Raw genomic sequence first — 26,160 nt, 5'->3', positions numbered from 1 at the left:
GGTAATTCTAACACAACAGATTGAGAATGATAAAATATTTTTGAATATAAAGAGAAAAGGAGTGATGATCGTGAAAATCTTCGGAGCAATATTGATTCTCCTGGGAGTTCTGATCCTTCTTTCTGTTTTCAACGTTTTTGATGTTTCTTTTGGTCGGTTCCTTGGTATCGCGTTTGCTGTCATATTCGCTTACGTGGGTATCAGCGCTCTCGTCAAAAAAGGTTTTCCAAACGGTTTGGTTTCCTGCGCCATAGCAACCGTTTTGGTACTCCACGTCTTTGGTATACACAAATTCTCCTTCTGGGAAGGTTTCGTGGTATTCTTCTCTGTTCTTCTAATCGAATGGGGCTTTTTCGCCATTCTGTCTCACAGAACCTGAATTTTCATCTTCGCTGCTCTCATGTAACCCATAGACGTAGCATACTGGATCGACCGAGTCCATCCAGAGCAGTCTCCTATCACATGGAGACCCTCTACTACGTCGTTCAGGAATTTGTTCGTGTAGAACTTCACCTCGACCGCGTAGAGCAAATTATCGAAGTAAGCAACTCCCGTGATCACCTTGTCGAGACTTTCCACGAAATCTATCAGTGATTCCCTTATTTTAGAGGGAAAGACGAGATTCGCATCTCCCAGAATGTAACTCTCTGAGTTCAAGGTGGGATGTACCCTGCCGAGTCTCTTCGTTCTTCTGAACTCCTTGAAATCCCCATACGTTTGAAGAATCACCCGTTCTTTGTCCCCCGCCAAGATGTTTGCGAGCTTTGCAAGATTTACACCGTAGCCGGTCGGATCCTTGAAAGGCTCCGTGAAACGTGTGGTAACAAGGACAGCGAAGTTCGTGTTCTCTGTTTTGTGAAAGCTGTCAGAATAACCGTTCACGGTGGTGAAGTCTTCGTACCTTTCCAACGCCACTTTTCCCGCAGGATTTTGACAGAAGACCCTGCATATGTATCCTGTCTTCGTTTTGTATCTCACCTTCACTTCGTACATATCAGAAAAGGGTTCCATCACGTGATTGGGTAGTTCGTATCTGATTCCAATGTCAACAAACTGGTTCGGTCTCACAAGATGAGGATATTTCTCTTTGAGGTGATCCATCAACCTGTGACCACTTCTTCCAACAGCTATCACGAGTTCATCGAACTCGAAACTTCCTTCGTTCGTGTGTACTCTGTGTGGAGGCCCTAGGTCAACATCTTCTACTACGGTTCCAAACAGAAATTCTATGTTCCCAAAGGAAGAGAAATAATCGTAGATGTTCTTGTTGGTCTCCTTCAGAATATCGGTTCCCAGATGAAAGAAGTAAGATTTTACCGGATCGAAACCGTGATGATAGAAAAGTTTGTAAACCTTCTCATCTGCGAAGGACTCTCCGAACTCTATTTTCCTACCATCTCTTTCAAAGGATTTTAGGTAGTTCACAACTCCCTTACTTTTGTCGATGGTGGGGGTGTATCCCGAGAATTTCAGGTAAAATTCCACAATTTTGGCCTGTACTTCAAGAGGAATGTGTATTTCACCACCCATACCGTGAGAGATGAAGATTTTGCCGTCCACTCTCACTCCAGAAATGGTGTTGTGGGAGTAGTTCTTTCCCCTTTCGAAGATCGTGATCTTATACTCATTTACTCTTCCGGTGTCTATGAGGCCATAGACGAATCCGATAGCACTCGCACCGAATCCAACGATTCCAAGCCTCTTCAACTATCTCCCTCCCCAAGCAGTCTCTTTCTCAGCTCCTCGAGTGTGACCACTTCTCCCTTCAGCTGACTCAAATAGATCTCTCTGTACTCCTCATCTCCTCCCGGTATTATGTACAATTTCCCTTCAAATTTTTCTAGCTCTTCCAATTCCTTTTTTGAGAGTTTCTTGGCGAAACTCAAGCCACCTTCCTTCGGAGTTGCGATGATGAGAATATCGATCCCTCCAAGGTTCTTCAACATCACTTTCGGATAGATCACGTTGTACCCTGCTTTTTTCAACTCTTCGGCGAGTGCCCTCAACTCTTCGAGATGGTCGTTCTCGTGGAGGGTGTCTATCATGATGACACCTTTGAGTTTTTCTTGGACAACGAAAGAAATCGACTGGACGAGTTTTCCATTCACTAGGAAAGAAATTCTGTGTGTCCCTTCTTCCAATTTTCCAGTGGGAACGACGAATCTCTTGAGCTGGTAAGGTGCAAATTCCTGGGTTACGTTTCTGATCGGATCGTCGTCCAACAAAATGATGAGATTAACTTTCGCCTTGTTTTCAGTGGTGTTGTATATTTCAAAGTACAGTTTTGCAACCTCTCCAGCGTGGATTTCTTCTGGAGAAATTCTGACGCTGTTGACATAAACGGGAGACGGTATTTGGAACCATATCGGGGAAGTTACGATCTCGTCACCGTCCATCTGCTTCATGTAGAAGAAGTACCACTCATAACCATCTGGAGGAGTGACTTTCAGATCGAGTTTCAAGTGATCTGTACCAGGTCTGAGTTCGAGAACCGTTCCACTCTGGGAGATCAGAGCAAGATAGAGAAGTTTCTCAGTATCTTTGTACTCTATACTCAGCGTTTTTTGTGAGAAATCATCGATGAAGACAACGTCCCCCATCAGATGCTCTCCCGACTTGAAGAGAACCTGAACGTTCCTATCTTCACTTCCAAAAGTATGCCTTTTCCAAAGGGCATCCATGATGGCATCGTACGTCAACTTATCAGCGATGATACCAGTTCTAGCGTCGTTCGCACTACCCCAGTTTGGTTTGTGATTGTCCTGGTTGGCAGTGGCTCCAAGATGCCAACCTCTGTTCAGAGCTAAGATGTAGTTGCCAAACATCTCAGGATTTATCACGTCACCAGAGGACCAATTCCCGTTTCCAACTTCTATCAGGTTCACGTATTTATCAGCCTCGGGAAAGTACCTGAAGGAATCGAAGGTGCCGAACTTACTTATGGGATGATTGAACTGGGCAAGTTTCTTATGTTTCACGAGCCAAGCGTAGAAACCCTCCAAGGAGCCCTCTTGGTTTCTGTCGATCCATTCGATCGATTCGTACACGTTTATGTGACCAACACCCGCCGTCCATTCGAAACCCTGGAGAGCAACGAATTCACCATCTTTTGTATGCCTTTCCGCAGCGAGTTTCGTAAGATAAGGCTTGGTCTTCCCGTCTATCTTCTGAGCGAAATAATAAGCGTGATCAGTCACCGCAAGCACGTCGAGAAACTGCTTTGCATATTCGTAAGCTTCGTCCGGTGTTCCCTTCCCATCGGAGTAGGAAGTATGGGAGTGAAGATTTCCATAAAAGGTTGCTCCAAAGATCAAGGAAGAGAGAATCAAAAAGAAAATCACTAACTTTTTCATACTATCGCCTCCTTCATTTCAGTCCTGTTCTGGCAATTCCTTGTATGAAGTACTTCTGGGTGAATATGAACAAGATTACAACCGGAAGAATCGAAAACGTTGCCGCCGCCATGAGTAGATTGTACTGAGTCCCCACATCGGAACTGAACGCCTGAAGTCCCACAGGAAGAGTTCTATAGTTCTCACTATTCGTCACGATCAAAACCCAGAGGAAAGCGTTCCAACTTCCAACGAATTTGAGAAGAGCAGAGGTGATCACGGCTGGTTTGCTGAGAGGCACGACGATCTGCCATAGAAATCTCCAGTGAGAGCATCCGTCTATTTTTGCCGCATCGAAGAGCTCTCTCGGTATGGTCAAAAAGTGTTGTCTGAGGAGGAAAATGGCAAAAACACTGACGATCCATGGAATGATCAGAGCGTAATACGTGTCGATCCAACCGAGTTTCGATATTGTGATGAAGTTCGGCACGAGAAGAACCTCGCCGGGTATCATCATTGTGGCAAGGTAGAGTCCGAATATGAAATCTCTTCCTGGGAAAACCATCCACGAAAAGGCGTAAGCCGCGAGCGATGCCACGATAACTTCGAGAATCGTTGTTGTGCTGGCGACGAAGAAAGTGTTGAAGTAGTATCTTGGAAACGGTGCGGCATTCCACGCGTCAACGTAGTTTTGAAAGAGGTTTGCAAGCATTTCAGTGAAGGAAAACCGGAGTTTGACGGAGTCAATGGGTTCGTCACTCAAAAAAACCGAAGGGACTCCTTCCAGAAGAATCTCTATTACCTCACCGTCTTTCACCCGCACTTCTTTTACGAAGTCTGGAGCTTCGATTATTTTCCAAGAGCTCATAGCGTCTTCATAAGCTTTCCTCAAAAAGGTGATATCCTTGAGATAACTTGCCATCGCACTAAGAAATTCGCTTCCCAGATCGAGTTGTGTGATTTTTGATTTCAACACCTTGTAAGTGGTGCTGTTTGAAAGACGTTCTTCCAGTTCTTCCATCATTCGTTCGAAGTTGGACGTATCTATGTTGTTTTCCTGAGCCAAGCCAATTAAAGAAGAAACGATAGGTTTCACAGTAGCGATGGTGAGAAGATCCACATGGTATTTCTCAGAAATCTCTTTTTCTTTCAACGAAACATAGCTTTCAACCAGATTGTCTTTCGATTCTTTCATCAGTTTCTCGACGAGTTGCCTGTCATGAAAATCTTTTATCTTTTCCAGAAAGAGATTTTTTCTCTCATCTCTCGTCATCGATTTTGCAACTATGTTTTTATCAACCGTTAGATTTTGCACATTTTGAAACAGATCGACAACCTCTAAATAGTAACCTATGTTCTTCTTTAGTTCTTCAATGGGAACGACTACCCTACTCGTGTAGACTGAAACGAGTGGGTTGCTACCCGTGTATCTTAGGTTGACACTTTTCAAAAGATCGTAGAGTTTTCTTATCTCCTCATCGGTGAGGACGAGTGTTGTTCCTGCCTTCATGCTTTCCACTTTCTCTTTGAGTGAGAGAAGCTCTTTCTCCTTCGTTTCAAGAAAAGAACGAAATCTTTCACGTTCGGACTCGTCCTTTATTCTCACATTTATGAATCTCCTCATCTGGGAGATTATCTTCGTCGCTCCGTCTATCGACCCCAAGATTTTGTTCATCAGACTGGACCTTTGAAAGAACGGATTCGCACCGCTCTTGTAATAGATGAAGAAGGATTCGAAGAACTCCTCGGGTGTATTCCAAGAAAATTCCACTGGAGACTCCGAAGAGATTCTTTTCACTTCTTCGATATCTACACTCGAAGTGTATCTTGCTTCTTTCAACGGTATCGTCATCGTTCCTCTGTGAAATGGATCGTCGTTGACGACTATGGTCAACAAATTTTCTTCCTTCGTCTTGAGGGCGTAGGCTTCTCTCAAACTGACACTCTTCCCAACTCTTTGGACTCCCGGCTTCAGGATCACTTTCACATCACGTGAGAGAGCGAAATTCTTTGTGTAGAATCTCGGGGGCCATTGTTGAACTTCCGATGGCGCTTTGAATGAAGTGAGTACCATCCAGCCGAAAGGACCAAGCATTAATATCGCACCGAAGATGAGCAGAAGGTACACAATCAGCTTCTTCACGTTATCACCTCACGAGACATACTCCACTGCTCTTCTTCCGAATCTGTACTGAACGAACGTGAAAATGAGTATGATCGCAAAGAGTATGTAAGCAGCTGCCGAAGCGATCCCCATTCTCTGCTGTCTGTAGAAGAGATCAAACACATAGTACACGAGTGTCATACCGCTGTTGTTGTAAGGACCCGGTAGCCCGTCGTAAAGGATGTAGACTTCGGCAAAAACTTTGAAGGCACCTATTAGGGATACTATGAGTAAGAAAAACGTCGTTGGAGACAGAAGTGGCCAAGTGATGTAAAAGAACTTCTGAAAAGAATTTGCCCCATCCACTTCAGCAGCTTCGTAGTATGATCGATCTATGTTCTGGAGTCCCGCAAGGAATATGACAGCATCGTATCCAACCGTTTTCCAAACGGAAACAATGGCGATAGTCGGGATAGTCCATCTCTCATCTTTCAACCAAGAGATGGGCTCCACGTTGAAGAAAGACAAGATGTAGTTCAGCAAACCAAATTCGTCGTTGAAAATCCATTTCCACACGAGGGAGATGGCAACAACGGATGTCACGAAAGGTATGAAGTAAGCCGTCCTGAAGAATACCCGAAGTTTCACGTTGGAGTTCAGAAGAAGGGCTATCACGAGGGATATGAATATCTGCGAAGGAACACTGAGAACCACGTAATACAAGGTGTTGGTGAGTGCTTTTAAGAACAGATTCTTATCCTTCGCGTCTAGTAGAAAGTTCACTACACCAGGAAGAGAAGAATGAAGTTCTACAAGGACGAACACCAAAAGAAAGAGAATGAACCAAGCCCAACTGTTCTTCACTTTCGTTTTTTTGAGATCGTAGAGCAACCAAGACCAAGAGACAGAGGCCACAAAAAAGGAGAGTATGGGATTTTCAAGGTCGAAAACGTTCAACATCACATAGACAAAGATTATAAGGAAATTTGCGAGAACGCTCACCACAGATTTTTTCTTTCGAATGAAATTCAAAATCAAAAGTACAATGGCACTGGCAACCGCAAGATGAAAGAACGTGTTCAAGACGGTGAAGATAAACGAGTATTTCGGTGGATAATCGAAGCGGAAGATTTCCACGTAGTTGTTAAAACCCGTGAAATAAGGATTCTTCATGTTTCGAAAGTCCCATTTGAAGAAACTCAAAACGAATGAAAAACCAACTGGCCAGAAAACGAACATTCCAAGGATCACGATAGAGGGAAGCAAAAAAAGATACGCTAAGACGGCCTCTCGTAGTTTGCTCGAGCGCTTCATATCTAACCCTCTCTTTCTCATGATCTTTTCACATTTCAGATTATACTATGCGGTATAATTCCTTGTGGAGAAACCATAGAAAAGGAGGGATCGCTGTGAAAAAATTTCTGGTGCTTCTCATGGTGATTTTGAGCGTCTTTGCGCTCGCAAAAGTGAAAGTTACTTTCTGGCACGCGATGGGAGGGGGTCACGGGAAGACACTACAAGAGATAGTGAACACGTTCAACGAACTACATCCCGATATCGAAGTTGAAGCGGTGTACGTCGGTAACTACGGTGCACTTTCTCAAAAGCTTCTTGCGGCTGCACAAGCGGGCGAACTTCCTACCATCTCCCAGGCTTACTCTAACTGGACTGCCAAGCTCATTCAAAGCGGAGTTGTTCAACCTTTGAACGAGTTCGTGAACGATCCTAAGATAGGCCTCACAAAGGAAGAATGGGAGGATATATTTGAACCTCTGAGAAAGAACTGTATGTGGGGAGACACCATATACGCTGTTCCTTTTAACAAGAGTCTTTACGTACTCTATTACAATGCAGATGCCTTTGCAATGTACGGCGTGGACGTTCCAAAGACGATTGATGAGCTCTACGAAGCCGCGAGACTCATGACGGAAGATCTTGACGGCGACGGCAAAACAGATCAGTACGGCTTCGGCTTCAGGACGACAGTTGACTTCTTCCAGATACTCCTCACTCTCAGAGGTGGATCCATCCTGAAGCAAGTTGATGGAAAATGGGTATCCAATATCGACAGCAAAGAAACAAGAGAAGTGCTCGCGTTTGTGAAGAAGATGGTGGACGATGGTATCGCGTACTATCAGGGCGGATACCTGGACGGGATCTTTGGACAGCAGAAGATTATGATGTACATAAGCACGATAGCCGGGAGACCCTACGTTGAGAAATCCACGAAAGGAAAATTCACTTGGAGCTGGGCACCCGTTCCCACGTGGGTGACAAATAAAGTACCCTTCGCCGGAACCGATATCATCATGTTCAACACGGCCTCTGAAGAAGAGAAGAAAGCAGCTTGGGAATTCATGAAGTACCTCATCTCACCAGAAGTCACCGCTTACTGGGCTATACATACCGGATACATACCCGTGAGAAGAAGCGCTCTTGAAACATCTATCTGGAAAGAAGCTGCAAAGTCTGACCCGCTGCTCGAGATCCCCTTGAAACAGATCGACAATGCCGTGTTCGATCCACAGATCGGGGTATGGTACGAGATCAGAACGGTGGTTGGAAACATGTTCTCCGACTTCGTGAACGGAAAAGTGGATATGGAAACGGCAATAAAGACGGCTGATCAGAAGATAAAAGAATATTTGAAGGAAGAATACGGTGAATGAGCGGGAGGTGTTCCTCCCGCTTTTCTTTTGTTTATTTTGTTTAAAGGTTTCTTAAGGAAACTATGAGATCATCAACTAGGAAAGGGATCGAAGATCCCTATAAATTTTTTTCATTCGGAGGTGAGCTGCGTGTTCCGTCTTAGGGAGATGGGAACGAACGTGAAAACGGAAGTGTTCGCCGGTATCGCCACTTTCCTCACCATGGCCTACATCGTTTTCGTTAATCCTTCCATTCTCGTTCAGGCAGTGGGAGTGGATGCCAGCAGTCCCCTCTATCAACAGTTTTTCGGTGCATTCATGGTAGCAACTATTTTGGGATCTGCCACCGCGACACTCGTGATGGCTCTTTTTGCAAACTATCCGTTCGCACTAGCACCAGGTATGGGATTGAACGCGTATTTCACCTACACGGTATGTCTGGGAATGGGAATCGATTGGAGAGTTGCGCTCGCAGCGGTGTTTGTTGAAGGTTTGATTTTCATCGGTTTGACTCTGGTCGGATTCAGAAAATTCGTGGCTGGAATCATTCCCGATTCTATAAAAGTGGCCATCTCCGCAGGAATAGGTTTCTTCATCGCTTTCATCGGTTTGAGGAGTGCGGGAATAGTTGTTTCCAACCCAGCTACGTCTGTTTCCCTGGGAGATCTCACAAACCCTGGAGTTATAGTAACTGTTGTAGGACTTCTCGTGATAGTGTCTCTCTACCACAGAAAGATCCCCGGAGCGGTAATGATAGGTATTCTGGTTGCCACACTCGTTGGAGCCCTCCCCGGAATAGGTGTTACGAAGTATCAAGGAATTGTAGGCCCGATTCCAGATATATCTCCCACTTTTATGAAACTCGATTTCTCCGGATTTTTGAACCTTGATTTTTGGATTGTGGTTCTCACATTCTTCTTCGTCGACTTCTTCGATACACTTGGCACCATCACAGGGCTTGCTCAGAGTGCTGGCTTCATGAAGAATGGAGAACTTCCGAGAGCAAACAGGGCATACCTTGCGGACGCTATAGGCACATCCGTAGGAGCCGTGTTTGGTACGTCAACAGTGACAACGTACATAGAAAGTGGAGCCGGAATAGCCGAAGGAGGAAGAACTGGCCTCACAGCACTCGTTGTAGCTCTCTGTATGCTTGCAATGCTCTTCTTTGCTCCCCTCGCCCAAACGGTACCTGGATACGCCACCGCTCCTGCTTTGATATTCGTTGGAGCTCTCATGATAGGAAATCTTGGAAAGGTGAAATGGGATGACATAACGGAAGCGCTCCCCGCCTTCATCACTGTTATAACAATGCCCCTCACTTACTCCATTGCCAACGGAATAGCTCTCGGTATCATTTCTTATGCATTGGTGAAATTTTTCAGTGGGAAATACAAAGAAGTTCACTGGTTCACTTGGATTCTTGCGTTAGCTTTCGCTCTGTGGCTTGCTTTCATAAGACATTGATATGCAAAGGTGTGTTATAATCAATCAGGGGTGATAACATGAAAAGACTCGTCGTTGTTTTATCTCTTTTGGTTTCAATTGTGATCTTCGCCGGTGCCATTGAGGAGATCAAAAGTAGAGGATATCTACTCGTGGGACTTTCTGCAGACTTTCCTCCATTCGAGTTCGTCGATGAGAACGGAAACATAGTGGGTTTCGATGTAGATCTTGCCAAAGAAATCGCAAGGAGACTCGGAGTTGAACTCAAAATCGTTGATATGACCTTCGATGGATTAATACCGAGTCTTCTGACGAAGAAAATTGATATGATCATCTCGGGGATGACAATCACTGAGGAAAGAAAGAAAGTGGTTGCTTTTTCTGATCCTTATTTCAACGCAGGACAGGTGATAGTCGTTCGAAAAGATAGTGATTTCCGACCGAAAACTTACGAAGATCTCATAGGAAAAACCGTAGCAGTTCAAATAGGTACCACCGGTGACATAGAAGTTTCGAAGTACGAAGGTATCAATGTAGTGAGATTCGACAAGTTCACCGATGCCTTCCTAGAGTTGAAAAGAGGCAGAGCAGATGCGGTTGTGTTGGATTCCGCTACAGCAAAGGCTTTTGTTGCGAAGAATCCGGATCTCATCATCTCCAGTGACGTACTTTCCAGTGAACAATACGGCATCGCCGTTAGAAAAGAAGACACTGATCTTTTGGAGTTCGTTAACAACGTTCTGAGAGAGCTGAAGAAGAGTCCTTACGATGTACTCATAGAGAAATGGTTCTCTGAATGATGGAGGAGTAGAGAATGCCAGAGTGGTTGAAAGTGATCGTGGACAATCTACCTCTTCTGCTGAAGGGTGCTCTTCGCACCCTTCAGCTTACTTCTTTGGCAGTTTCGATAGGACTTGCGATAGGAACTTTCGTTGGAATGGGAAGGCTTTCAAAATATAGAATAATACGGTATCCTTCTTCTGTGTACGTGGAGTTTATCAGAGGAACTCCACTCATGGTTCAACTCTTTCTCGTGTATTTCGGACTTCCAGAACTCGGCTTTGAGTTCGATAGATTCACCGCTGCGGTTGTCGCTCTCGGTGTGAACAGCGGTGCTTACGTTGCTGAAATCGTCAGAGCAGGCATACAGTCCGTCCCGAAAGGACAATACGAGGCGGCAAGGTCTCTTGGAATGTCTCATTTCCAAGCGATGGTTCATGTGATATTACCACAAGCATTCAGACACATTCTACCTGCCCTCGGAAACGAATTCATAGCACTTGCAAAAGACAGCTCACTCGCGATGGTGATAGGAACCGTTGAACTCATGAGAAGTGCTCAATACATTGTTAGCAGAACCTTCATGAGCTTTCCTATATACGGTGGCGTGGCTTTGATCTACTTTGCCATCACTTTCTCTGTCTCTAGACTCATGAAACTCGTGGAAGGATGGTTGAAGGTATGACAGTGTTGAAAGTAGAGAATCTACACAAGTTTTTTGGAAACCTTCACGTGCTCAAGGGTATAAATCTTGAAGTGAGAAAAGGTGAAGTGATCTCGATAATAGGGCCGAGCGGCAGCGGAAAAAGTACGTTGCTTCGCTGCATAAATTTGCTCGAAGAATACCAAAAAGGAAGAGTTTATTTCAAAGGAGAGCTCGTGAACCACAAGAACATAAACCGAATAAGAAGTTCAATAGGAATGGTCTTTCAGCAGTTCAATCTCTTTCCACACCTTTCTGTTTTGGACAACCTGATTCTCGCACCGGTTAAGGTTAAGAACATGCCAAAGGAGGAAGCCATAGAGAAGGCGAAAAAACTTCTTGAAAGAGTTGGCTTGATCGACAAAATAAAAGAAAAACCCGGAAATCTCTCGGGGGGTCAACAACAGAGAGTGGCGATAGCAAGGGCCCTCATGATGGATCCGGAACTCATGCTTTTCGACGAACCAACTTCTGCGTTGGATCCAGAACTTGTGAAAGAAGTGCTCGATGCGATAAAAGATCTCGCTCAAAGTGGTATGACGATGTTGATCGTAACACATGAAATGAGGTTCGCTCGAGATGTTTCAGATAAAGTCATATTCATGGACGAGGGAAAAATCGTGGAAAGTGGTCCACCAGAAAAGATTTTCTCTAATCCTGAGAACGAGAGGACACGGGAATTTCTTGCCCACTTTCTTTCAGTTTAAAATACTCCATTAAAATCTTCTTTGCAATTTGAGCGGCTGCACCGGAACCATATCCCCCGTGCTCCACCATCACAACGATGGCAACTTCAGGATCATCGGCCGGCGCGAAACCTACAAACCAAGAGTGAGGATCACCATCGTTGGTTTCCGCCGTACCTGTTTTTCCTGCTACTTTGTACGGAAAGTCCCTGAACACATGGTAAGCCGTTCCAGGATCCTCTTCCTCGTTTCCTTTGAAACTAGTCACATCCACCATGGCTTCTTTCAAAAAATCCCATATTTTGGGATCAACGTCGATTCGTGTCTCGATCTCTGGATTCACAGTTTTGGAACCTATCCTTTTCACCACGTGAGGTCTGTAAAAGATGCCTTTGTTCGCCACGAGTGAGACGAGTTTCAACATCTCTATGGGAGTAACCTCGAGGTAACCTTGCCCAATGGACATCAATATGGTATCACCAGGGTACCATTGCTCGCCGGTCTTGGAAATTTTCCATGTCGGGGATGGAAGAAGACCATTTCTCTCACCGGGAAGGTCTATCTTTGTTCTTTCAAAAATACCAAACCTTCTAGCGACTTCAACAAGTTTTTCAACACCTAGCTTGAGTCCCAATTGATAAAAATAAACATTGCATGATACCCTTATCGCCTTTCTGAGATCGGTTGGACCGTGTCCTTCCAATTTCCAATCCTTGTAAGTTGCTACCACCTTCCCTTTACTGTTTCTGTACTCAAAGACCCCATGACAATTGACATGTTCATTTGGATCCACTCCGTTCAAAAGGGCCGCTATGGCCCAAAGAATCTTGATTGAGGATCCCGGGTTGTACGCAGAAGATATCGTCCTGTTGATGAGAGGTGATGAGTAACTTCTCGAAAGTCTTTCCCATTCTCTTTTTGTGAGTCCATCGGAAAAGACCTGCGGATCGAACTTGGGTGAAGAGTCAAGTGCAATTATTTCGCCAGTTTTAACATTGGAGAGAATCACAGAACCGGGTTTTCCTACATCTTCTAAAGACTTTTCTGCAACTTTTTGTATTCTGGAATCGATGGTGAGAACGACATTTTCTCCAGGTTTTGGAGGACTCTTTATCACTTCAGAAGCAATCCTCCCGGAAGGTTCCACAAAAACCATCTTGACACCTTCCGATCCCCTTAGAAACTCGTTGTAAACTTTCTCAACACCGTAAGTACCTTCTCTATCCGCATTCACGTATCCAATTACATGCGGTGCGATCGGCCCGTACTTTCGTCTGTAGCCTACCGTGATTCTTATCCCTATCTTCGACAAAATCTCTGCTCTTGCCTTGTCCAAGCATACACTCTCTCCGCTTACAAGCTTAAATAGTTCATCGGAAGAGAGAAGCCCCGTTTTTTTCAATTTGTCGATGTCGTTTAACCACGGATCCAAGATGTAAACCGTCTCATCCTTAGCGAGCGCTTCCCCGTCACTGGAGAAAATAATCCCCCTCGGAGCTGGAACTTTAATGATCCTCGTCTGAAGGAGATCGATGTACCTTTTGTGCTCCTCATGTTCAAGAATCTGAATTTGAAAAGCTCTTATAATGATCAGAATGAAAGACAAAGCCATTAAAAGCAAAAAAAACCTGTTTTTCATTGTTTTGCCGCCCTCATCAGAAAGAAAACGCCGACAAGGGTTGATAGTATGAAAGGCACAACTTGAAATCCAGATACAAAGCAACCGATCATAACTAGGATAAAAGCAGGAACGAACAAAGACGAGAAATGATCTCTGAAAGCATCAAGAGCCAAAAAAACGATGAGGATGAAGATGTACCAGTATCCTGGTATCGCGAGAAATCTGATTAGAATCGTTAAGAAAAAAAGACCATTTTTCCTTTCATAAAAGGCAACACCGAGAAAAGCAGGAAAGAAGACAAGAAAGTCCTCGAAAACAAAATCCCACAGAATACTGAGAAAAGAAAGAATAAAAATCATTCAACCACCCCGATAATTGCCACTCGATCTGGAAGTTTCCTCTCCGCATCCAGAAGGAAGTACTCACCATCTCTTCCTGCGATGCTCCCTACAAAAAGGTAATCTTTCAAGATCACATTCCACTTTTCGTCCTCGAAAAAGACCTTCCAGCCTGTCACATCGATATCTTCTATCGTCGAAACTTTCGGTACCGATCCTCCCCTCAATATCCCAACAACGGAAGCTGAAGGTCCCTTTATCCTCACTCTTCCAACGAAGTTATCAGAAAAAACGGTTTCCACCTTCGAGAGGGGTCCCTTCGCTACAACGACACCGAGAAATCTTTTTTCCATGGGATCGATCACAAGAGTCCCTTCTCGCACTTCGCCTAGTATGTAGAAACAATCCTCTCCTCTTCCCGTAACGAAGAAGAGATTTCCTACACTTTCTAAACCCACGTACACATCTCCTGGATAGATTTCGTTCTTTAACCTTAAAGCGATTCCAACAGCCGACTCCCTCAATTTCAAAAAGGGATAGCTCATCCTATAAAAGAATGCGCGAAACTTTTCGGATACGTTAAACGTTTCATTCAGGAAAAATACGCTCAGAAACAGAAGGAAAAGAACGGCTCTTTTCATCACCCGGCACCCTGAAGCTTTTTCAAAATGTTGACCTTTTCGAGAACCATTCCGGCTCCCTTCGCCACAGCGGTGAGGGGTTCCTCAGCTCTGATCACACTGATACCTGTTTCCTTTTGAAGAAGGGTGTCTAAACCTCTCAGGAGGGAACCTCCCCCCGTGAGAAAAATTCCTCTTTCTATGATGTCGGACACGAGCTCGGGAGGTGTTTTCTCCAAGGTGGACCTCACACTTTCAACGATAGTAACAACCACGCCTTTCAATGCCTCTCTTACCTCACCGCCTTTCAAGGTGAGTTTTCTAGGAAGACCTGTGGAGAGATCTATACCAGAAACGGTCGTTTCCAACTCGTCGTTTTCTTTTGAGGGATAAACGTTCCCTATCTCTATCTTCACTCGCTCAGCAGTTCGTTCACCGATCGCTACTCTATAGGTTTCTCTGACATACTGCATGATGGCTTCGTCCATTTCATCGCCAGCTATACGCACCGATTCCCAAGTAACGATACTCCCAAGTGAAATAACAGCCACCTCTGTCGTTCCACCACCTATGTCCACCACCATGTTACCGGACGGCTCCTCTACATTGAGATTTGATCCTATCGCCGCCGCCATAGGTTCCTCTATCAGAAACACTTTGCTTGCACCCGCCTCGAGCCCCGCATCGAGGATGGCCCTTCTCTCCACATCTGTGATGCCTATTGGAACACCTATCACCACACGTGGTTTGAAGAAGTTCAACCCGTTTTTTGTTTTACTTATGAAGTATCTGAGCATCACAAGCGCAACGGTGTAATCGGCTATCACCCCATCTTTCATAGGCCTTATGGCCTTTATCGAGGCCGGAGTCTTCCCAAGCATTTTCTTGGCTTCTATACCAACTTTCAATATTTCTCCTGTGTTTGAATCTATGGCTATCACGGAAGGTTCGTTCACCACGATTCCTTTCCCCTTGAGAAAAACAAGGGTGTTTGCCGTTCCGAGATCGATACCTATGTCCTTTCTCAACACTCTCTTCACCTCTCAGCTTTCTTTTCTCAACAAAAACTCCCTTAACGTTCATTCTTAACTATATCATAAACTCGAAACGAATTCACTTCGAGTTTTCGCCGAATTCCCTGTTCAATGCTTTTATTTCATCATCTGATAGAATTTCTAATATACGGAGGTGAAAATTTTGGAAAAGGTTTACGTGGTCGGGCACAAAAATCCAGACACAGACAGTGTATGTTCGGCAATAGGGTATGCCTATTACAAAAACGAACTCGAAAAAAGCAAGACCTTTATTCCAGCAAGAGCTGGAGAGTTGACGAACGAATCTTTGTTTGTACTCAACTACTTCAAAATAAAACCCCCTATCCACCTTGAAACTTTAGAACCTACAGTTGAAGACCTCGAGCTGAAAGATCCTATCTTTGTTTCTTCGGACACACCTGTTTACGACGTCGCGATACTCATGGAAAGCAAGGGTATAAAAAACGTTCCTGTAGTCTCCAAAAGCAGAATGATCGGTGTTGTTACTGAAAGTAATCTCGCACGTGTTTACGTGAGACGACTGAAAATAGAACCTCTCGTTATACACCCGGTTTCTTTCGATCAGCTGGTCAGAGTCCTGAAAGCAGAGGTTGTATGCGATTATTTGAAGGAAAAGATCGTAGCCGGGAAGGTTCACATAGCAGTTGATGCGCTTCACGTGCTCCTGGGCAAGGTAGAAATAGGTGACGTCGTGATAGTCGGTGACAACGAACCAGCTCAGATAGCACTTCTAGAAAAGGGAGCAAAGCTCATGATAATTGTAAACAACGCACCAATATCCAACAGGGTTCTGGAGATTGCGAAAGAAAAGAACGCAGCGGTCCTCCGTGTGGGATTCGATGCTTTCGGCGCGTCGAAACTCATAAATCTTTCGCTGCCGGTGACACTCGTGATGAGTAAGAAATTTCCAACGGTAACAAAAAAAGACACCCTCGAAGATGTGAAAGAAATCGTTTTTACCTCCAAGTTACGTGCGGCCTTCGTGGAAGACGAAAAAGGAAAACTCCTCGGTGTTATAACGAGAACCGATCTGATGAAAGACATCAAGAAAAAAGTGATTCTCGTGGATCACAATGAAATCACACAAGCTCCGGATGGAGTGGAAAAGGCAGAGATCTTAGAAATCATAGATCATCACAGACTCGGAGGTCTAAGCACTCTGAACCCTGTTTTCTTTTACAACGAACCTGTGGGAAGCACCTCTACGATCGTATCGGAGTTCGCGTTGAGAGACGATGTGAAGTTAGAACGAGAAATAGCAGGAATACTTCTTGCGGGTATCGTCTCCGACACTTTGTTTTTCAAGCTCTCAACAACCACACCAAAAGATAAGAGCATGGCTCAGTTCCTTGCCAAAGTGGCCAAACTCGATCTTGAGAAGTTTGCCAAGAGGGTGTTGAAGGAGGGAATGAGAATACCAGAGAATGTGGATCCAGTCTCTCTTCTGAAGCGAGACGTGAAAATCTACGAAATGGAAGACGAATCTTTTGCTGTTTCGCAGGTCATGACCTCAGATTTCTCCTCTCTGCTGAAAGAAAAAGAAAAGTTCTCAAACGCCTTGAAATCTTTAAGGGGAGAGTTGGGTGTGAATCATTTCTTCGTCCTCTTTACCAACCCAATTGAGGAAGCTAGTTTGGTCATGGTTGAAGGAGATCAAAAGATCGTGGAGAAAGCTTTCGATGTAGAAAAGAAAGATGGAATGTTTCTTCTGAAGAACGTTATGTCCAGAAAGAAGGATTTTGTTCCAAGAATCGGAGAAATCCTGAGAAGGGAGAGAAGGTGATTTGTACAGATTTCTTGCCTGGCTCGTCGTTGTGTTTTGGGGAATTTCTTTCCTCGCAACGAAAGTGGTTGTTCAAAGTCTGAATCCATTTTTCGCTGGATTTATGAGGTTTTTACTAGCTTTTCTTTTTCTTGTAGTCATCTCCAGAGGAAAAGTGAAGTTGCTCAACAGGGACGTTATGTTGGCAGGGTTTTGGGGTGTCTTCAGTTACTTCGCTTTCGAAAATTCCGCTCTCATGTTTACAGAACCGACCAATGCTTCCATCATCGTTTCATCGGCTCCCATTTTCTTTCTACTCTTCTCACATCTTATTCAAAAAAAGCGAACCACCACTGGAATGTATCTCGGTGTATCTCTCTCCTTCGTGGGAGTTTCTCTCGTAATTCTGAACGGACGTTTCGTACTGAAGTTGAATCCAATAGGAGATCTGCTCGCCTTCGGAGCCGCTCTGTCGTGGGTTCTCTATACTCATCATGTGGAGAGAATCAAAACCCTTGGTTTATCTGAGAACGCAGGGATCATGCTTTGGGGAATGCTCTTCTTTTTACCGTTCTCCGTAGGGAAATTTGGACAACTGAGCGATGTACGAATCCCCGTCTGGATATCCCTTTTCTACCTCGGCCTCATTTGTTCAGGAATTGCCTATTTCCTCTGGAATAAGGCGATAGAGAAATTGGGAAGTAGAGAGACAACCAACATGATATACTACATACCAGTTGTTACAGCCGTCGTTGAGCATCTGGTGAAGCTGAAGTTACCATCTATTCTTTTGATAGGGGGAGTAGTCTTGGTAGTGTTGGGACTATCCATCTTTGAAAGGGAGGGAAAGCATGAAGTTGAGAATCGCTCTGATAGGTTGCGGAAGAATTGCTCTGAAGAAACATGTTCCCGCATTGATTGAGATGAAGGATATTTTCGAAACAGTTGCAGTTTGTGATATTGTCAGAGAAAAGGCACAGAATGCGGCTTCACAATTCGAAAGGGCGAATTTGAAGAAACCGGAAGTGTTTACGAATTACAAAGAAATACTCAAGAGAGACGATGTAGATGTTGTCTCCATAGCAACGGAAAGTGGAAAACATTATCAACTCACGATGGAAGCACTTATGTCTGGCAAACATGTTCTTGTGGAAAAGCCCATGGCACTTTCTACGAAACACATGAACGAAATGATACAACTCTCAAAGGAAAAAAATCTCAAGCTTGGTGTGTTTTTTCAAAATAGATTCAATCCTCCCATCCAAGAGTTAAGGAAGAAACTCGATTCCGGAGATTTCGGAAGGATATTCTACGCATCCGTTGCGGTGAGATGGAATAGAAACGAAGAGTATTACAAGCAAGCGAGTTGGAGAGGAACATGGGAAATGGATGGCGGGGTTTTGATGAATCAATCCACGCATGCAATAGATCTGCTTCAGTGGTTCCTCGGCGGAGAGATAGAAGAGATATACGGACACATCGCAAACACGAATCATCCTTACATAGAAGCCGAAGATACAGGATTCGCGATCGTGAAATTCAAGAGTGGGAAGACTGGGTTGGTTGAAGCTACGAGCAACGTGTTTCCAAGAAATCTCGAAGAGACTCTTGCTGTATTCGGTGAAAAAGGAACAGCTGTTGTTGGGGGACTTGCTGTCAACAGAATACTCACCTGGAGATTCGAAGGGGAAGAAAGTCATCCGTTCATGAATCTACCGGATCCGGATACCGTTTACGGTGACAGTCACAAGTACGTGTACAAAGATTTTTATGAGGCGATTTTGAAAGATAGGAAACCCTACATCTCTGGTGAAGACGGTAAGAAAGCAGTGGAGATCGTTCTCGGTATATACAAATCGTTTTTGGAGGGGAGGCCTGTGAAATATCCATTTGATTTTTCAACGGAAGAGATGAAGGGAGTAAAATGGCGATGAGATGGAAAGCTGTTTATTTCATTCTTTTGTTCAACTTCTTCATCTTTATCATGATGACTCTGTCCGGCGTTTTTTCCACAAGAGACTCTATTTTGCAGATGCTTTTGTTTCTTAGGTATGGCGCTCAATACGGTCCTAGAGTAGACGCTGGTGACTGGTTTCGTTTGATCACTGCCCTCTTCGTTCATGGGGGCCTACTACATATTCTTTTCAATTCTTATGCATTGTACTACTTCGGTTTGATCGTGGAAGACATATACGGAACAGAGAAGCTCCTCTTCAGTTACTTTCTCACCGGAGTGATTGGGAACGTGGCGACCCACATCTTTTACCATGATACCATCTCTGTGGGTGCAAGTGGAGCTATTTTTGGACTCATCGGTGTGTTGTTTGCTGCTGGCTTTAGAAAAGATACTCCTTTCTTCATGAAACCCGTGACCGGAATGTCTCTTCTCCCCATCATTCTGATAAACGTTATCTACGGGTTTCTACCAGGTACCAACATCAACAACGCAGCACATTTGGGTGGTTTCCTCTCTGGAATGCTCCTCGGATACACAATAAAGCCCTTCTCCTGGAAGAGAAGGGCTCTGTGGAAAATCGTGGCCATAGGGGTGATAATCTTCGTTGTGATTTCTTACATTTTCTTGATAAGGCAAATCCCTGAAATTGATGCAGCAATAAGGAGATTCAAAGCAGGATGATCTTTTCTCTATTTTCCTTCACATCTTTCGTTATGTTTTTGGTATCGAAAACGACCGGTGCATGTTTTACAACGAAATCGTAATCCACTCCGTTTTTATGCGCCGTTGTTATAACAACTATGTCCACGTTTTTCAAATAGTCTTCTGAAAGAGTGATTCTCTTGTGAATCGTGTCTCCCCTTTTCACTTCCGGAACGTATGGATCGAAAAATTCAACGATCGCTTTCTTCCTCTCGAGATGATCCCAGACCTTGAGAGCAGGGGATTCTCTGGTGTCGGCAACATCGCCCTTGTAAGCCACTCCGAGGAGAAGCACTCTCGAACCGTTCAGAGGTTTTTTCATATCGTTCAATATATCTTGAACCCTTGTAACCACGTATTCTGGCATGATGTCGTTTATCTTACCCGCCATTTCGACAAGATCGAATCTCACGTCGTATTCCTTCGCCTTGTAAACTAAGTAGAATGGATCTATGGGAATGCAGTGCCCTCCCACACCGGGTCCAGGGTAGAAAGGCATGAAGCCGAAAGGTTTCGTAGCAGCTGCTTCTATCACTTCCCATATGTTTATTCCCATCCTTCTTGCAAGAATGGCCATCTCGTTTATGAGAGAGATATTCACCAATCTGAAGGTGTTTTCTAAAACCTTAGACATCTCGGCTTCTTTCGGCGATGAAACGGTGTACACAGGTGCTTCAAGAACGCTTTCGTAAAGAATACGAGCAAGCTCCGTACATTTCTTTGTCACTCCTCCCACAACCTTGGGTGTGTTCTTCGTTTTGTAAATTTTGTTTCCAGGATCTACCCTTTCCGGACTGAACGCAAGATAAAAATCTTCTCCCACTTTGAACCCCGTGGATTCCAAGATGGGAAGGATCACTTCTTCGGTCGTTCCTGGATACGTAGTACTTTCCAAAACGACAAGCATTTCCTTGTGAAGGTACCTTGCAATCTCCTTGGCTGTGCTTATCACATAAGAAAGGTCGGGTTCTTTGTGTTTTCCGAGTGGTGTAGGAACACAAATGGTGGCGACATCACAATTTTTAAGTTCTGAAAAATCTGTGGTAGCCCTTATCATTCCTTTTTCAACGAGATCTTTGAGTTCTTCATCGACCACGTCTCCTATGTAGTTTATACCCTGATTAACCATATCAACTCTCTTCTTTTGAATATCGAATCCGATCACTTTGTAACCGGCTTTCGCCTTTTCAACAGCCAATGGAAGCCCGACGTATCCTAATCCTATGACACCCACCACTGCTGTCTTATTCAAAAGTTTTTCTTTCAGCACAACCTTTTCCTCCCTTCATCGAATATTGTTTTTTTCAGCTCTCTCTTGTTCTTTTTTTGGAAAAATTTTACCCACTCTATCACTTCATCTTCAGACGAGTGGGCAATCGTGTATTGAACCACGGACTCTCGAAGACTTTCAAAATCCACTCTGAAACCTTTGAGAAGGTTTCTCAAGAACTTCTCTTTCCTTCTTAACTCGTCAAACGATTCCATCTTTCTAGTTTCGAATTCTGTACCAGGTTTAGGGATAAGAGGATTGAAACTCATGTGAACTTCTTTGTATCCCATCTCAAAAGCCATGTCTCCTATCTTTCTGACCGCCCTCAGATCTTCCTCAGTTTCTTCAACAAGCCCGTATATGAAGTACATCTTTATTCTACCAAACCCAACGTTTCTGGCTATCTTCAAGGCGTTTTCGATCTGCTGGTCAGATATGTCTTTCTTCAGAATGTCACGGATTCTCCGAGAACCAGATTCCGGAGCTATGGTGAAGGATTCCTGACCGGAACTTTTCAATACCCTCAAGAGTCTCTCTGAAAGTCTATCTAATCTCAAAGAAGAAACAGAAATCTTCAATCCGTATTTTTCCACTATATTCAGTAAATCTTCGAGCCAAGGATAATCCGTAACTGTAGCACTTATGAGTCCATATTCGTCATACGAAAGGGATCTAACCAGTCTCTCGAAGTTATCAGGAGTTACAAAACGAGCTGGTTTCAAGTTTCTTCCGAAAACGCAGAAGGCACACCTTCTTATACAACCCCTCCCGATCTCAACGAGCAGTTTCCTGGGAAAAACCCCCACTTGCGGCGCCACACTCGCGTGAGGAAGAAAATCGTTCAGGTTCACACCGCCCGCCACTTCTGAATGAGATTTTGAAAGAGGAGGAACGTTCATAGATGGTATCTTGGAGAGATATTCTAAGGCACTCCTTTTCGATCTCTTTGTGAGAGCCTCCAAGAAATCCATCAGATACTTCTCAAGCTCGCCGAAATACACGGCATCTACCACTGGAAGGAGAAACCTTTCGTTCAGATAAGTAACCGCACCTCCCGCTATTACGAGGGGGTGATGATCCTCTCTTTCTTGCCACAAAAGAGGAATCCCTTTTCTTTTCAATATGTCAAGTAGATTCAGAAAATCGTTTTCGAAACTCACAGAAAAGAGCCAGATTGGAAATTCGTCGATAGGAGTTTGAGATTCAAGGGAATAGAACTTCTCGAAAGATTCATCGTAGAAAAATCTTTCACATCTTATACGTGGATGCGAATTGAGAAGTCTTTGAACGTGATGAAAAGCAAGGCCAGAAACGGCAACTTCGTAACTGTTGGGAACAACAAGGGCGACACGAATGTCGCCCTCTAATCTCATCTTTTCAACCTTTGTTTCCTTTCTTCCGAATCTTAAAACTTTTTCATATTCCAAAAAATCTTGGGGCCTTCTCGGTTTTCTCAAGAGTCACCCTCCGCAGATAACTCTGGGAAACGATTGCTCTGACGAATTCGGCTTCCATTACTTTTTCATCGCCACTCATGACAAGACCACGAAACTTCACTCTGTTTCCCACAACTCCAACTACCCTCACACCGACTGCCACCCTCGTTCCCGTTGGTACGGCTTTCACGTGTCTCACACAACTTTCCACAACAACAGTGGTATAGTCGTCCGGAATGTACTTGCTCAAAAGTTCGTAAGCCAATTTGTGAACTACTCCCATCAAAGCAGAGGTGGAAACAAGATGAAGGTCAAGCATTCTGACATCCTCATTCCACGCCATTGTCTCATCGAGAGCCACATCTTCCGTGAGCCTTTTCCCTTCAAGAAAATCAAAATTCATCATTCCACCACCTTTTCGAGCTCTTCAGAAAGAATCTTCCTCAGTTCCTCACCTTCTATTGTTTCCTTTTCCAAAAGAATTTCCACGATGTTGTCGAGTTGTTTCCTGTACTTTCGTATAATTTCTTTTGCCCTTTCATAGCAATTCGTAACGATCTTTTTTACCTCTTCGTCTATCTTGCTTGCCACTTCTTCACTGTAGTTTCTGAGTCTCGTGATCTCTTTCCCCAAGAAGACTTCTTGTTCTTCCTTTCCCCACGCGAGTGGCCCCAACTCTTCGCTCATTCCAAGCTGACACACCATGTTCCTAGCAATCTCTGTTGCTCTTTCTATGTCGTTAGCTGCGCCACTTGTCACGTCTCCAAACACCACTTCCTCCGCAGCCCTTCCACCCAACAGAGCGGCGAGTTGATCCATGAGTTCGCTTTTTGTGACAAGATATTTATCCTCTTCAGGAAGATGAAGTGTGTATCCAAGTGCTTTGTACCCCCTTGGTATGATGGAGATCCTATGAACGGGTTCGCCGTTAGGAACCACCGTTGAAACGAGAGCATGTCCAGCTTCATGATAGGCGATGATACGTTTTTCTTTTGGACTAATGAGCCTTGATTTTCTCGCAGGTCCTGCTATCACTCTGTCTATGGCCTCTTCGAAATCGTCCATCGTGATTTTGTCCCTTCCTTCCCTTGCAGCAAGAAGAGCGGCCTCGTTGACGAGGTTCTCGAGATCCGCCCCAACGAAACCAGGTGTTCTCTTCGCTATTATCTCAAGATCAACGTCCTCTGCGAGAGGTTTATTCCTCGTGTGAATCTCTAAAATCTTTTTTCTTCCACGCATATCAGGGGGATCTACGACGACTTTCTTGTCGAACCTTCCAGGTCTCAAAAGCGCAGGATCGAGTATGTCGGGTCTGTTCGTTGCAGCCATGACTATTATTCCCTCTTTTGAATCGAAACCATCCATTTCAACAAGTAGTTGGTTCAATGTCTGCTCTCTTTCGTCGTGACCGCCTCCAAGGCCAGCACCCCTGTGCCTTCCAACGGCGTCTATCTCATCAATGAAAACAATACAAGGAGCGTTCGCTTTTGCTTGAGCGAAGAGGTCCCTCACTCTCGCTGCTCCAACACCAACGAAGAGTTCCACGAAATCGGAACCACTAATGTGGAAGAATGGTACGTTGGCTTCACCCGCAACGGCTCTCGCGAGTAATGTTTTACCGGTACCGGGAGGCCCAACAAGGAGTATTCCTTTTGGCATTCTAGCACCTATCTTGTTGAATTTCGACGGATCTTTCAGAAATTCCACCACTTCTTTCAGCTCTTCGATCGCTTCGTCTGCTCCTCCCACGTCGTTGAAGGTTACTCTCTTTTTCCCGGATGGCTTGTACATCGTCGCCCTACTCTTTGTGAACGTGAACGCCTGATTGTTTCTACCAGAAAGACTTCTCATGATGAACAACCAAACAACTATGAACAAAATCGTTGGAATGAGAGTACCGAGAACGTTTATCCAGAACGAACTACTTCCACTTCTTTCACCAGAGACTTTGATGCCCTTTGAGACGAGTTTTTCTATGAGCTGCGAGTCGTTAACTGCCCACGGAGCATCGACTTCGTACAATCTTCCATCTTTGGTGGTGACCTTGAGAACACCGTCGTCCCTGATCGTCACTTCTGATATCATACTTCTCTCATCTTCTACCATTTGAATGAAGCTCGTGTAACTCAGTTTAGAAACAGGTGAACTTTCTATGTAGAAGAATCTTGCAAGCCAAAACAACGAGATTATTATGATGATTGTGAACAGCAAATTCCATATACTAGATCTGTTCAAAACTCGTACCTCCTTTCACATAGCCAACAGGGGCTTCTAAAAGTTTTACCTTCAAGTCTTTTGGAAATAGATCGGAAGATCCGATACCAGGTATCCAAAGAACCTCATCTTTTTTGTCGACAATAAGCGGTACCCTATCTCTGTAAAACGTCGGTACTCTCTTTTCAATGAAGAGGTCTTTCACTTTCTTCTGCGTGCCATTGATTATTATTCTATCACCTCTTCTTCTGTTTCTGAACCAAAGAGTAACCTTTTCACTCGGAAGTTCTACCTTTATTTTAAACCCTTGGATCTCAAAAACCCCATTTTCCAATTCGATCTTGTACGTGTCTTTGAACAGAGTTTTCCCTACCGCTACATATCCAAACGACCTTTCAATGAACACATCTCGCCAAAGTTCGGTTCTCTTCGATTTCAAGGTTTCAACAAGTTTTTCATAATCGGGAGTCTTTTCAAAAAGCTTCTTTATCACCCACCTTGTGACTTCCAAAAAGAAAAAGGTGTTCTCCGGTTCTTCAAAAACGGCAAAGTCTTGATAGTAACGAACATTTTCATCGATGAATTTTCTCACAGATTCTTCAACAAATTCTCGCAACATGAAAGTAATGGAAACCAGTCTATAGACAGCATCCTCAAGGTTAGGGTTCAGTTCCTTCAAAAGTGGAACAATCTTATGTCTTATGAAGTTCCGTGTGTATTTCGTGTCATAATTGGTTTCATCGATGACAAAAGGAATACCGTGTTCTCGAGCGTATTCCTCTATTTCGTCCCTTTTGAAAACGAGAAAAGGCCGGATGAATATCCCTCTTTTTGGAGGAATACAAGCGAGACCTAAAGGCCCCGTTCCCCTTATCATTCTGTGAAGAACTGTTTCAACCAAATCGTTCTTGTGATGTGCGAGAACAATTTTCGTAGCCTTGAACTTCTTCGCCGTTTCTTCTAGAAACTCGTACCTCACTTCTCTTGCTACTTCCTCGAGTGTCTTACCCGAACCCTTCCAAAGAGCAGGAACATCAACAACGCCCACTTCCAAAGGAACATTCCATTGACCACAAATCTTCTCCACAAATCTTCTGTCCCTTTCAGAATTCTTTCTGATTTTATGATCTAGGTGAGCCGCCATTATCTCAATCTTCAGGAGGGAGGAGAATTTCTTCAAAATATAGAGGAGGGTCATGGAATCCAATCCACCGGAGACTGCAACGAGCAATTTATCTCTTTCTTCTGCCAATCGTTCTTTTTTGATGAAATCTAGAAATTTCTCTTCAAATCCTTCGGAAATGTTTCACACCCCTTTATAAAAAACAATGGAGCCAGCGGTGGGACTCGAACCCACAACCTGCGCATTACGAATGCGCCGCTCTGCCGGTTGAGCTACGCTGGCATCCTCCTGTCTACTATTTTACCAGCTGAAGGGAGATTTTCAAGATATCGGGTATAATATCAGAAAAAACGAGGGAGGAGA

23 protein-coding genes and 1 tRNA gene are annotated in these 26,160 nt (G+C 44.2%); 10 read left to right on the top strand and 14 right to left on the bottom strand.

The window, feature by feature from the left end:
• Nucleotides 1-64 precede the first annotated feature (64 nt).
• Nucleotides 65-379, top strand: coding sequence for a hypothetical protein (locus AS005_RS06180; protein WP_233186265.1), 315 nt, complete (start codon nt 65-67; stop codon nt 377-379).
• Here AS005_RS06180 and AS005_RS06175 read toward each other — a convergent pair.
• Genes AS005_RS06175 through AS005_RS06160 form a run of 4 tightly spaced genes read right to left on the bottom strand, consistent with a single transcriptional unit; the run spans nt 367 to nt 6,750 of the window.
• Nucleotides 367-1,707: an NAD(P)/FAD-dependent oxidoreductase gene (locus AS005_RS06175; protein WP_101510813.1), complete on the bottom strand. Its 1,341-nt coding sequence runs from the start codon at nt 1,705-1,707 to the stop codon at nt 367-369. The genes AS005_RS06180 and AS005_RS06175 overlap by 13 nt on opposite strands.
• Nucleotides 1,704-3,353: a CehA/McbA family metallohydrolase gene (locus AS005_RS06170; protein ID WP_101510812.1), complete on the bottom strand. Its 1,650-nt coding sequence runs from the start codon at nt 3,351-3,353 to the stop codon at nt 1,704-1,706. Before AS005_RS06170 ends, AS005_RS06175 begins: the two co-directional genes overlap by 4 nt.
• A 13-nt stretch (nt 3,354-3,366) precedes the next feature.
• A complete protein-coding gene (locus tag AS005_RS08830) occupies nt 3,367-5,475 on the bottom strand; it encodes a carbohydrate ABC transporter permease (RefSeq protein WP_199203867.1) in 2,109 nt (702 codons plus the stop codon).
• 9 nt (nt 5,476-5,484) lie between these two features.
• Nucleotides 5,485-6,750: a carbohydrate ABC transporter permease gene (locus tag AS005_RS06160; RefSeq protein ID WP_101510811.1), complete on the bottom strand. Its 1,266-nt coding sequence runs from the start codon at nt 6,748-6,750 to the stop codon at nt 5,485-5,487.
• 95 nt (nt 6,751-6,845) lie between these two features.
• Here AS005_RS06160 and AS005_RS06155 point away from each other — a divergent pair, with 95 nt between their 5' ends.
• The 5 genes from AS005_RS06155 (at nt 6,846) to AS005_RS06135 (ending at nt 11,720) form a co-directional block, all read left to right on the top strand.
• The gene (locus AS005_RS06155; protein WP_101510810.1) at nt 6,846-8,105 is read left to right on the top strand and encodes an ABC transporter substrate-binding protein; all 1,260 of its coding nucleotides are present in this window, start codon (nt 6,846-6,848) and stop codon (nt 8,103-8,105) included.
• Between the two features lie 129 nt (nt 8,106-8,234).
• Entirely contained in the window at nt 8,235-9,551 is a 1,317-nt protein-coding gene (locus tag AS005_RS06150; protein WP_199203866.1) for an NCS2 family permease, read from the top strand.
• 38 nt (nt 9,552-9,589) lie between these two features.
• Entirely contained in the window at nt 9,590-10,330 is a 741-nt protein-coding gene (locus tag AS005_RS06145; RefSeq protein WP_101510808.1) for a basic amino acid ABC transporter substrate-binding protein, read from the top strand.
• Nucleotides 10,331-10,344: 14 nt separating this feature from the next.
• Nucleotides 10,345-10,995 (top strand): amino acid ABC transporter permease, encoded by a 651-nt coding sequence (locus AS005_RS06140; protein WP_101510807.1) that lies wholly within the window; start codon nt 10,345-10,347, stop codon nt 10,993-10,995.
• Nucleotides 10,992-11,720 carry an amino acid ABC transporter ATP-binding protein gene (locus AS005_RS06135; protein WP_101510806.1) on the top strand — a complete coding sequence of 243 codons (729 nt, stop codon included), beginning with the start codon at nt 10,992-10,994 and terminating at the stop codon, nt 11,718-11,720. The genes AS005_RS06140 and AS005_RS06135 overlap by 4 nt, the downstream gene beginning before the upstream one ends.
• Here AS005_RS06135 and AS005_RS06130 read toward each other — a convergent pair.
• The 4 genes from AS005_RS06130 to AS005_RS06115 are packed head-to-tail and all read right to left on the bottom strand — an operon-like array spanning nt 11,665 to nt 15,309.
• On the bottom strand, nt 11,665-13,338 hold the full coding sequence (locus tag AS005_RS06130) for a penicillin-binding transpeptidase domain-containing protein (RefSeq protein ID WP_101510805.1): 1,674 nt from the start codon (nt 13,336-13,338) through the stop codon (nt 11,665-11,667). The genes AS005_RS06135 and AS005_RS06130 overlap by 56 nt on opposite strands.
• Nucleotides 13,335-13,679 carry a hypothetical protein gene (locus AS005_RS06125; protein WP_101510804.1) on the bottom strand — a complete coding sequence of 115 codons (345 nt, stop codon included), beginning with the start codon at nt 13,677-13,679 and terminating at the stop codon, nt 13,335-13,337. The genes AS005_RS06130 and AS005_RS06125 overlap by 4 nt, the downstream gene beginning before the upstream one ends.
• Complete coding sequence (locus AS005_RS06120) at nt 13,676-14,299, bottom strand: hypothetical protein (protein WP_101510803.1); 624 nt, start codon at nt 14,297-14,299, stop codon at nt 13,676-13,678. Before AS005_RS06120 ends, AS005_RS06125 begins: the two co-directional genes overlap by 4 nt.
• Entirely contained in the window at nt 14,299-15,309 is a 1,011-nt protein-coding gene (locus AS005_RS06115; protein ID WP_101510802.1) for a rod shape-determining protein, read from the bottom strand. Before AS005_RS06115 ends, AS005_RS06120 begins: the two co-directional genes overlap by 1 nt.
• 157 nt (nt 15,310-15,466) lie before the next feature.
• Between AS005_RS06115 and AS005_RS06110 the strand changes: the two genes are divergently transcribed.
• The 4 genes from AS005_RS06110 to AS005_RS06095 are packed head-to-tail and all read left to right on the top strand — an operon-like array spanning nt 15,467 to nt 19,733.
• Complete coding sequence (locus AS005_RS06110; protein WP_233186264.1) at nt 15,467-17,116, top strand: putative manganese-dependent inorganic diphosphatase; 1,650 nt, start codon at nt 15,467-15,469, stop codon at nt 17,114-17,116.
• A 1-nt stretch (nt 17,117) separates the two neighbouring features.
• Nucleotides 17,118-18,017, top strand: a complete 900-nt coding sequence (locus AS005_RS06105; protein ID WP_101510800.1) for a DMT family transporter — start codon at nt 17,118-17,120, stop codon at nt 18,015-18,017.
• A complete protein-coding gene (locus AS005_RS06100; protein ID WP_101510799.1) occupies nt 17,947-19,029 on the top strand; it encodes a Gfo/Idh/MocA family protein in 1,083 nt (360 codons plus the stop codon). The genes AS005_RS06105 and AS005_RS06100 overlap by 71 nt, the downstream gene beginning before the upstream one ends.
• Entirely contained in the window at nt 19,026-19,733 is a 708-nt protein-coding gene (locus AS005_RS06095) for a rhomboid family intramembrane serine protease (protein WP_101511019.1), read from the top strand. Before AS005_RS06100 ends, AS005_RS06095 begins: the two co-directional genes overlap by 4 nt.
• On the opposite strand, the gene AS005_RS06090 is transcribed toward AS005_RS06095, so the two are convergent.
• The 6 genes from AS005_RS06090 to AS005_RS06065 form a co-directional block, all read right to left on the bottom strand.
• Complete coding sequence (locus AS005_RS06090) at nt 19,720-21,024, bottom strand: nucleotide sugar dehydrogenase (RefSeq protein ID WP_101510798.1); 1,305 nt, start codon at nt 21,022-21,024, stop codon at nt 19,720-19,722. The genes AS005_RS06095 and AS005_RS06090 overlap by 14 nt on opposite strands.
• On the bottom strand, nt 21,018-22,481 hold the full coding sequence (locus tag AS005_RS06085) for a radical SAM protein (protein WP_101510797.1): 1,464 nt from the start codon (nt 22,479-22,481) through the stop codon (nt 21,018-21,020). The genes AS005_RS06090 and AS005_RS06085 overlap by 7 nt, the downstream gene beginning before the upstream one ends.
• Nucleotides 22,441-22,863, bottom strand: a complete 423-nt coding sequence (locus AS005_RS06080; RefSeq protein WP_233186263.1) for a thioesterase family protein — start codon at nt 22,861-22,863, stop codon at nt 22,441-22,443. The genes AS005_RS06085 and AS005_RS06080 overlap by 41 nt, the downstream gene beginning before the upstream one ends.
• Nucleotides 22,863-24,695, bottom strand: a complete 1,833-nt coding sequence (ftsH, locus tag AS005_RS06075) for an ATP-dependent zinc metalloprotease FtsH (RefSeq protein ID WP_101510795.1) — start codon at nt 24,693-24,695, stop codon at nt 22,863-22,865. Before ftsH ends, AS005_RS06080 begins: the two co-directional genes overlap by 1 nt.
• A complete protein-coding gene (tilS, locus tag AS005_RS06070) occupies nt 24,682-25,926 on the bottom strand; it encodes a tRNA lysidine(34) synthetase TilS (protein ID WP_101510794.1) in 1,245 nt (414 codons plus the stop codon). The genes ftsH and tilS overlap by 14 nt, the downstream gene beginning before the upstream one ends.
• Nucleotides 25,927-26,003: 77 nt before the next feature.
• A tRNA-Thr gene (locus AS005_RS06065) sits at nt 26,004-26,079 on the bottom strand.
• Nucleotides 26,080-26,160 lie beyond the last annotated feature (81 nt).

Origin of the sequence: Thermotoga sp. KOL6 (assembly GCF_002866025.1) — a bacterium.
Taxonomy (GTDB): Bacteria; Thermotogota; Thermotogae; order Thermotogales; family Thermotogaceae; genus Thermotoga.
The sequence above is the reverse complement of the archived record's forward strand: the minus strand, read 5'-3'. Positions and strand labels throughout refer to the sequence as shown.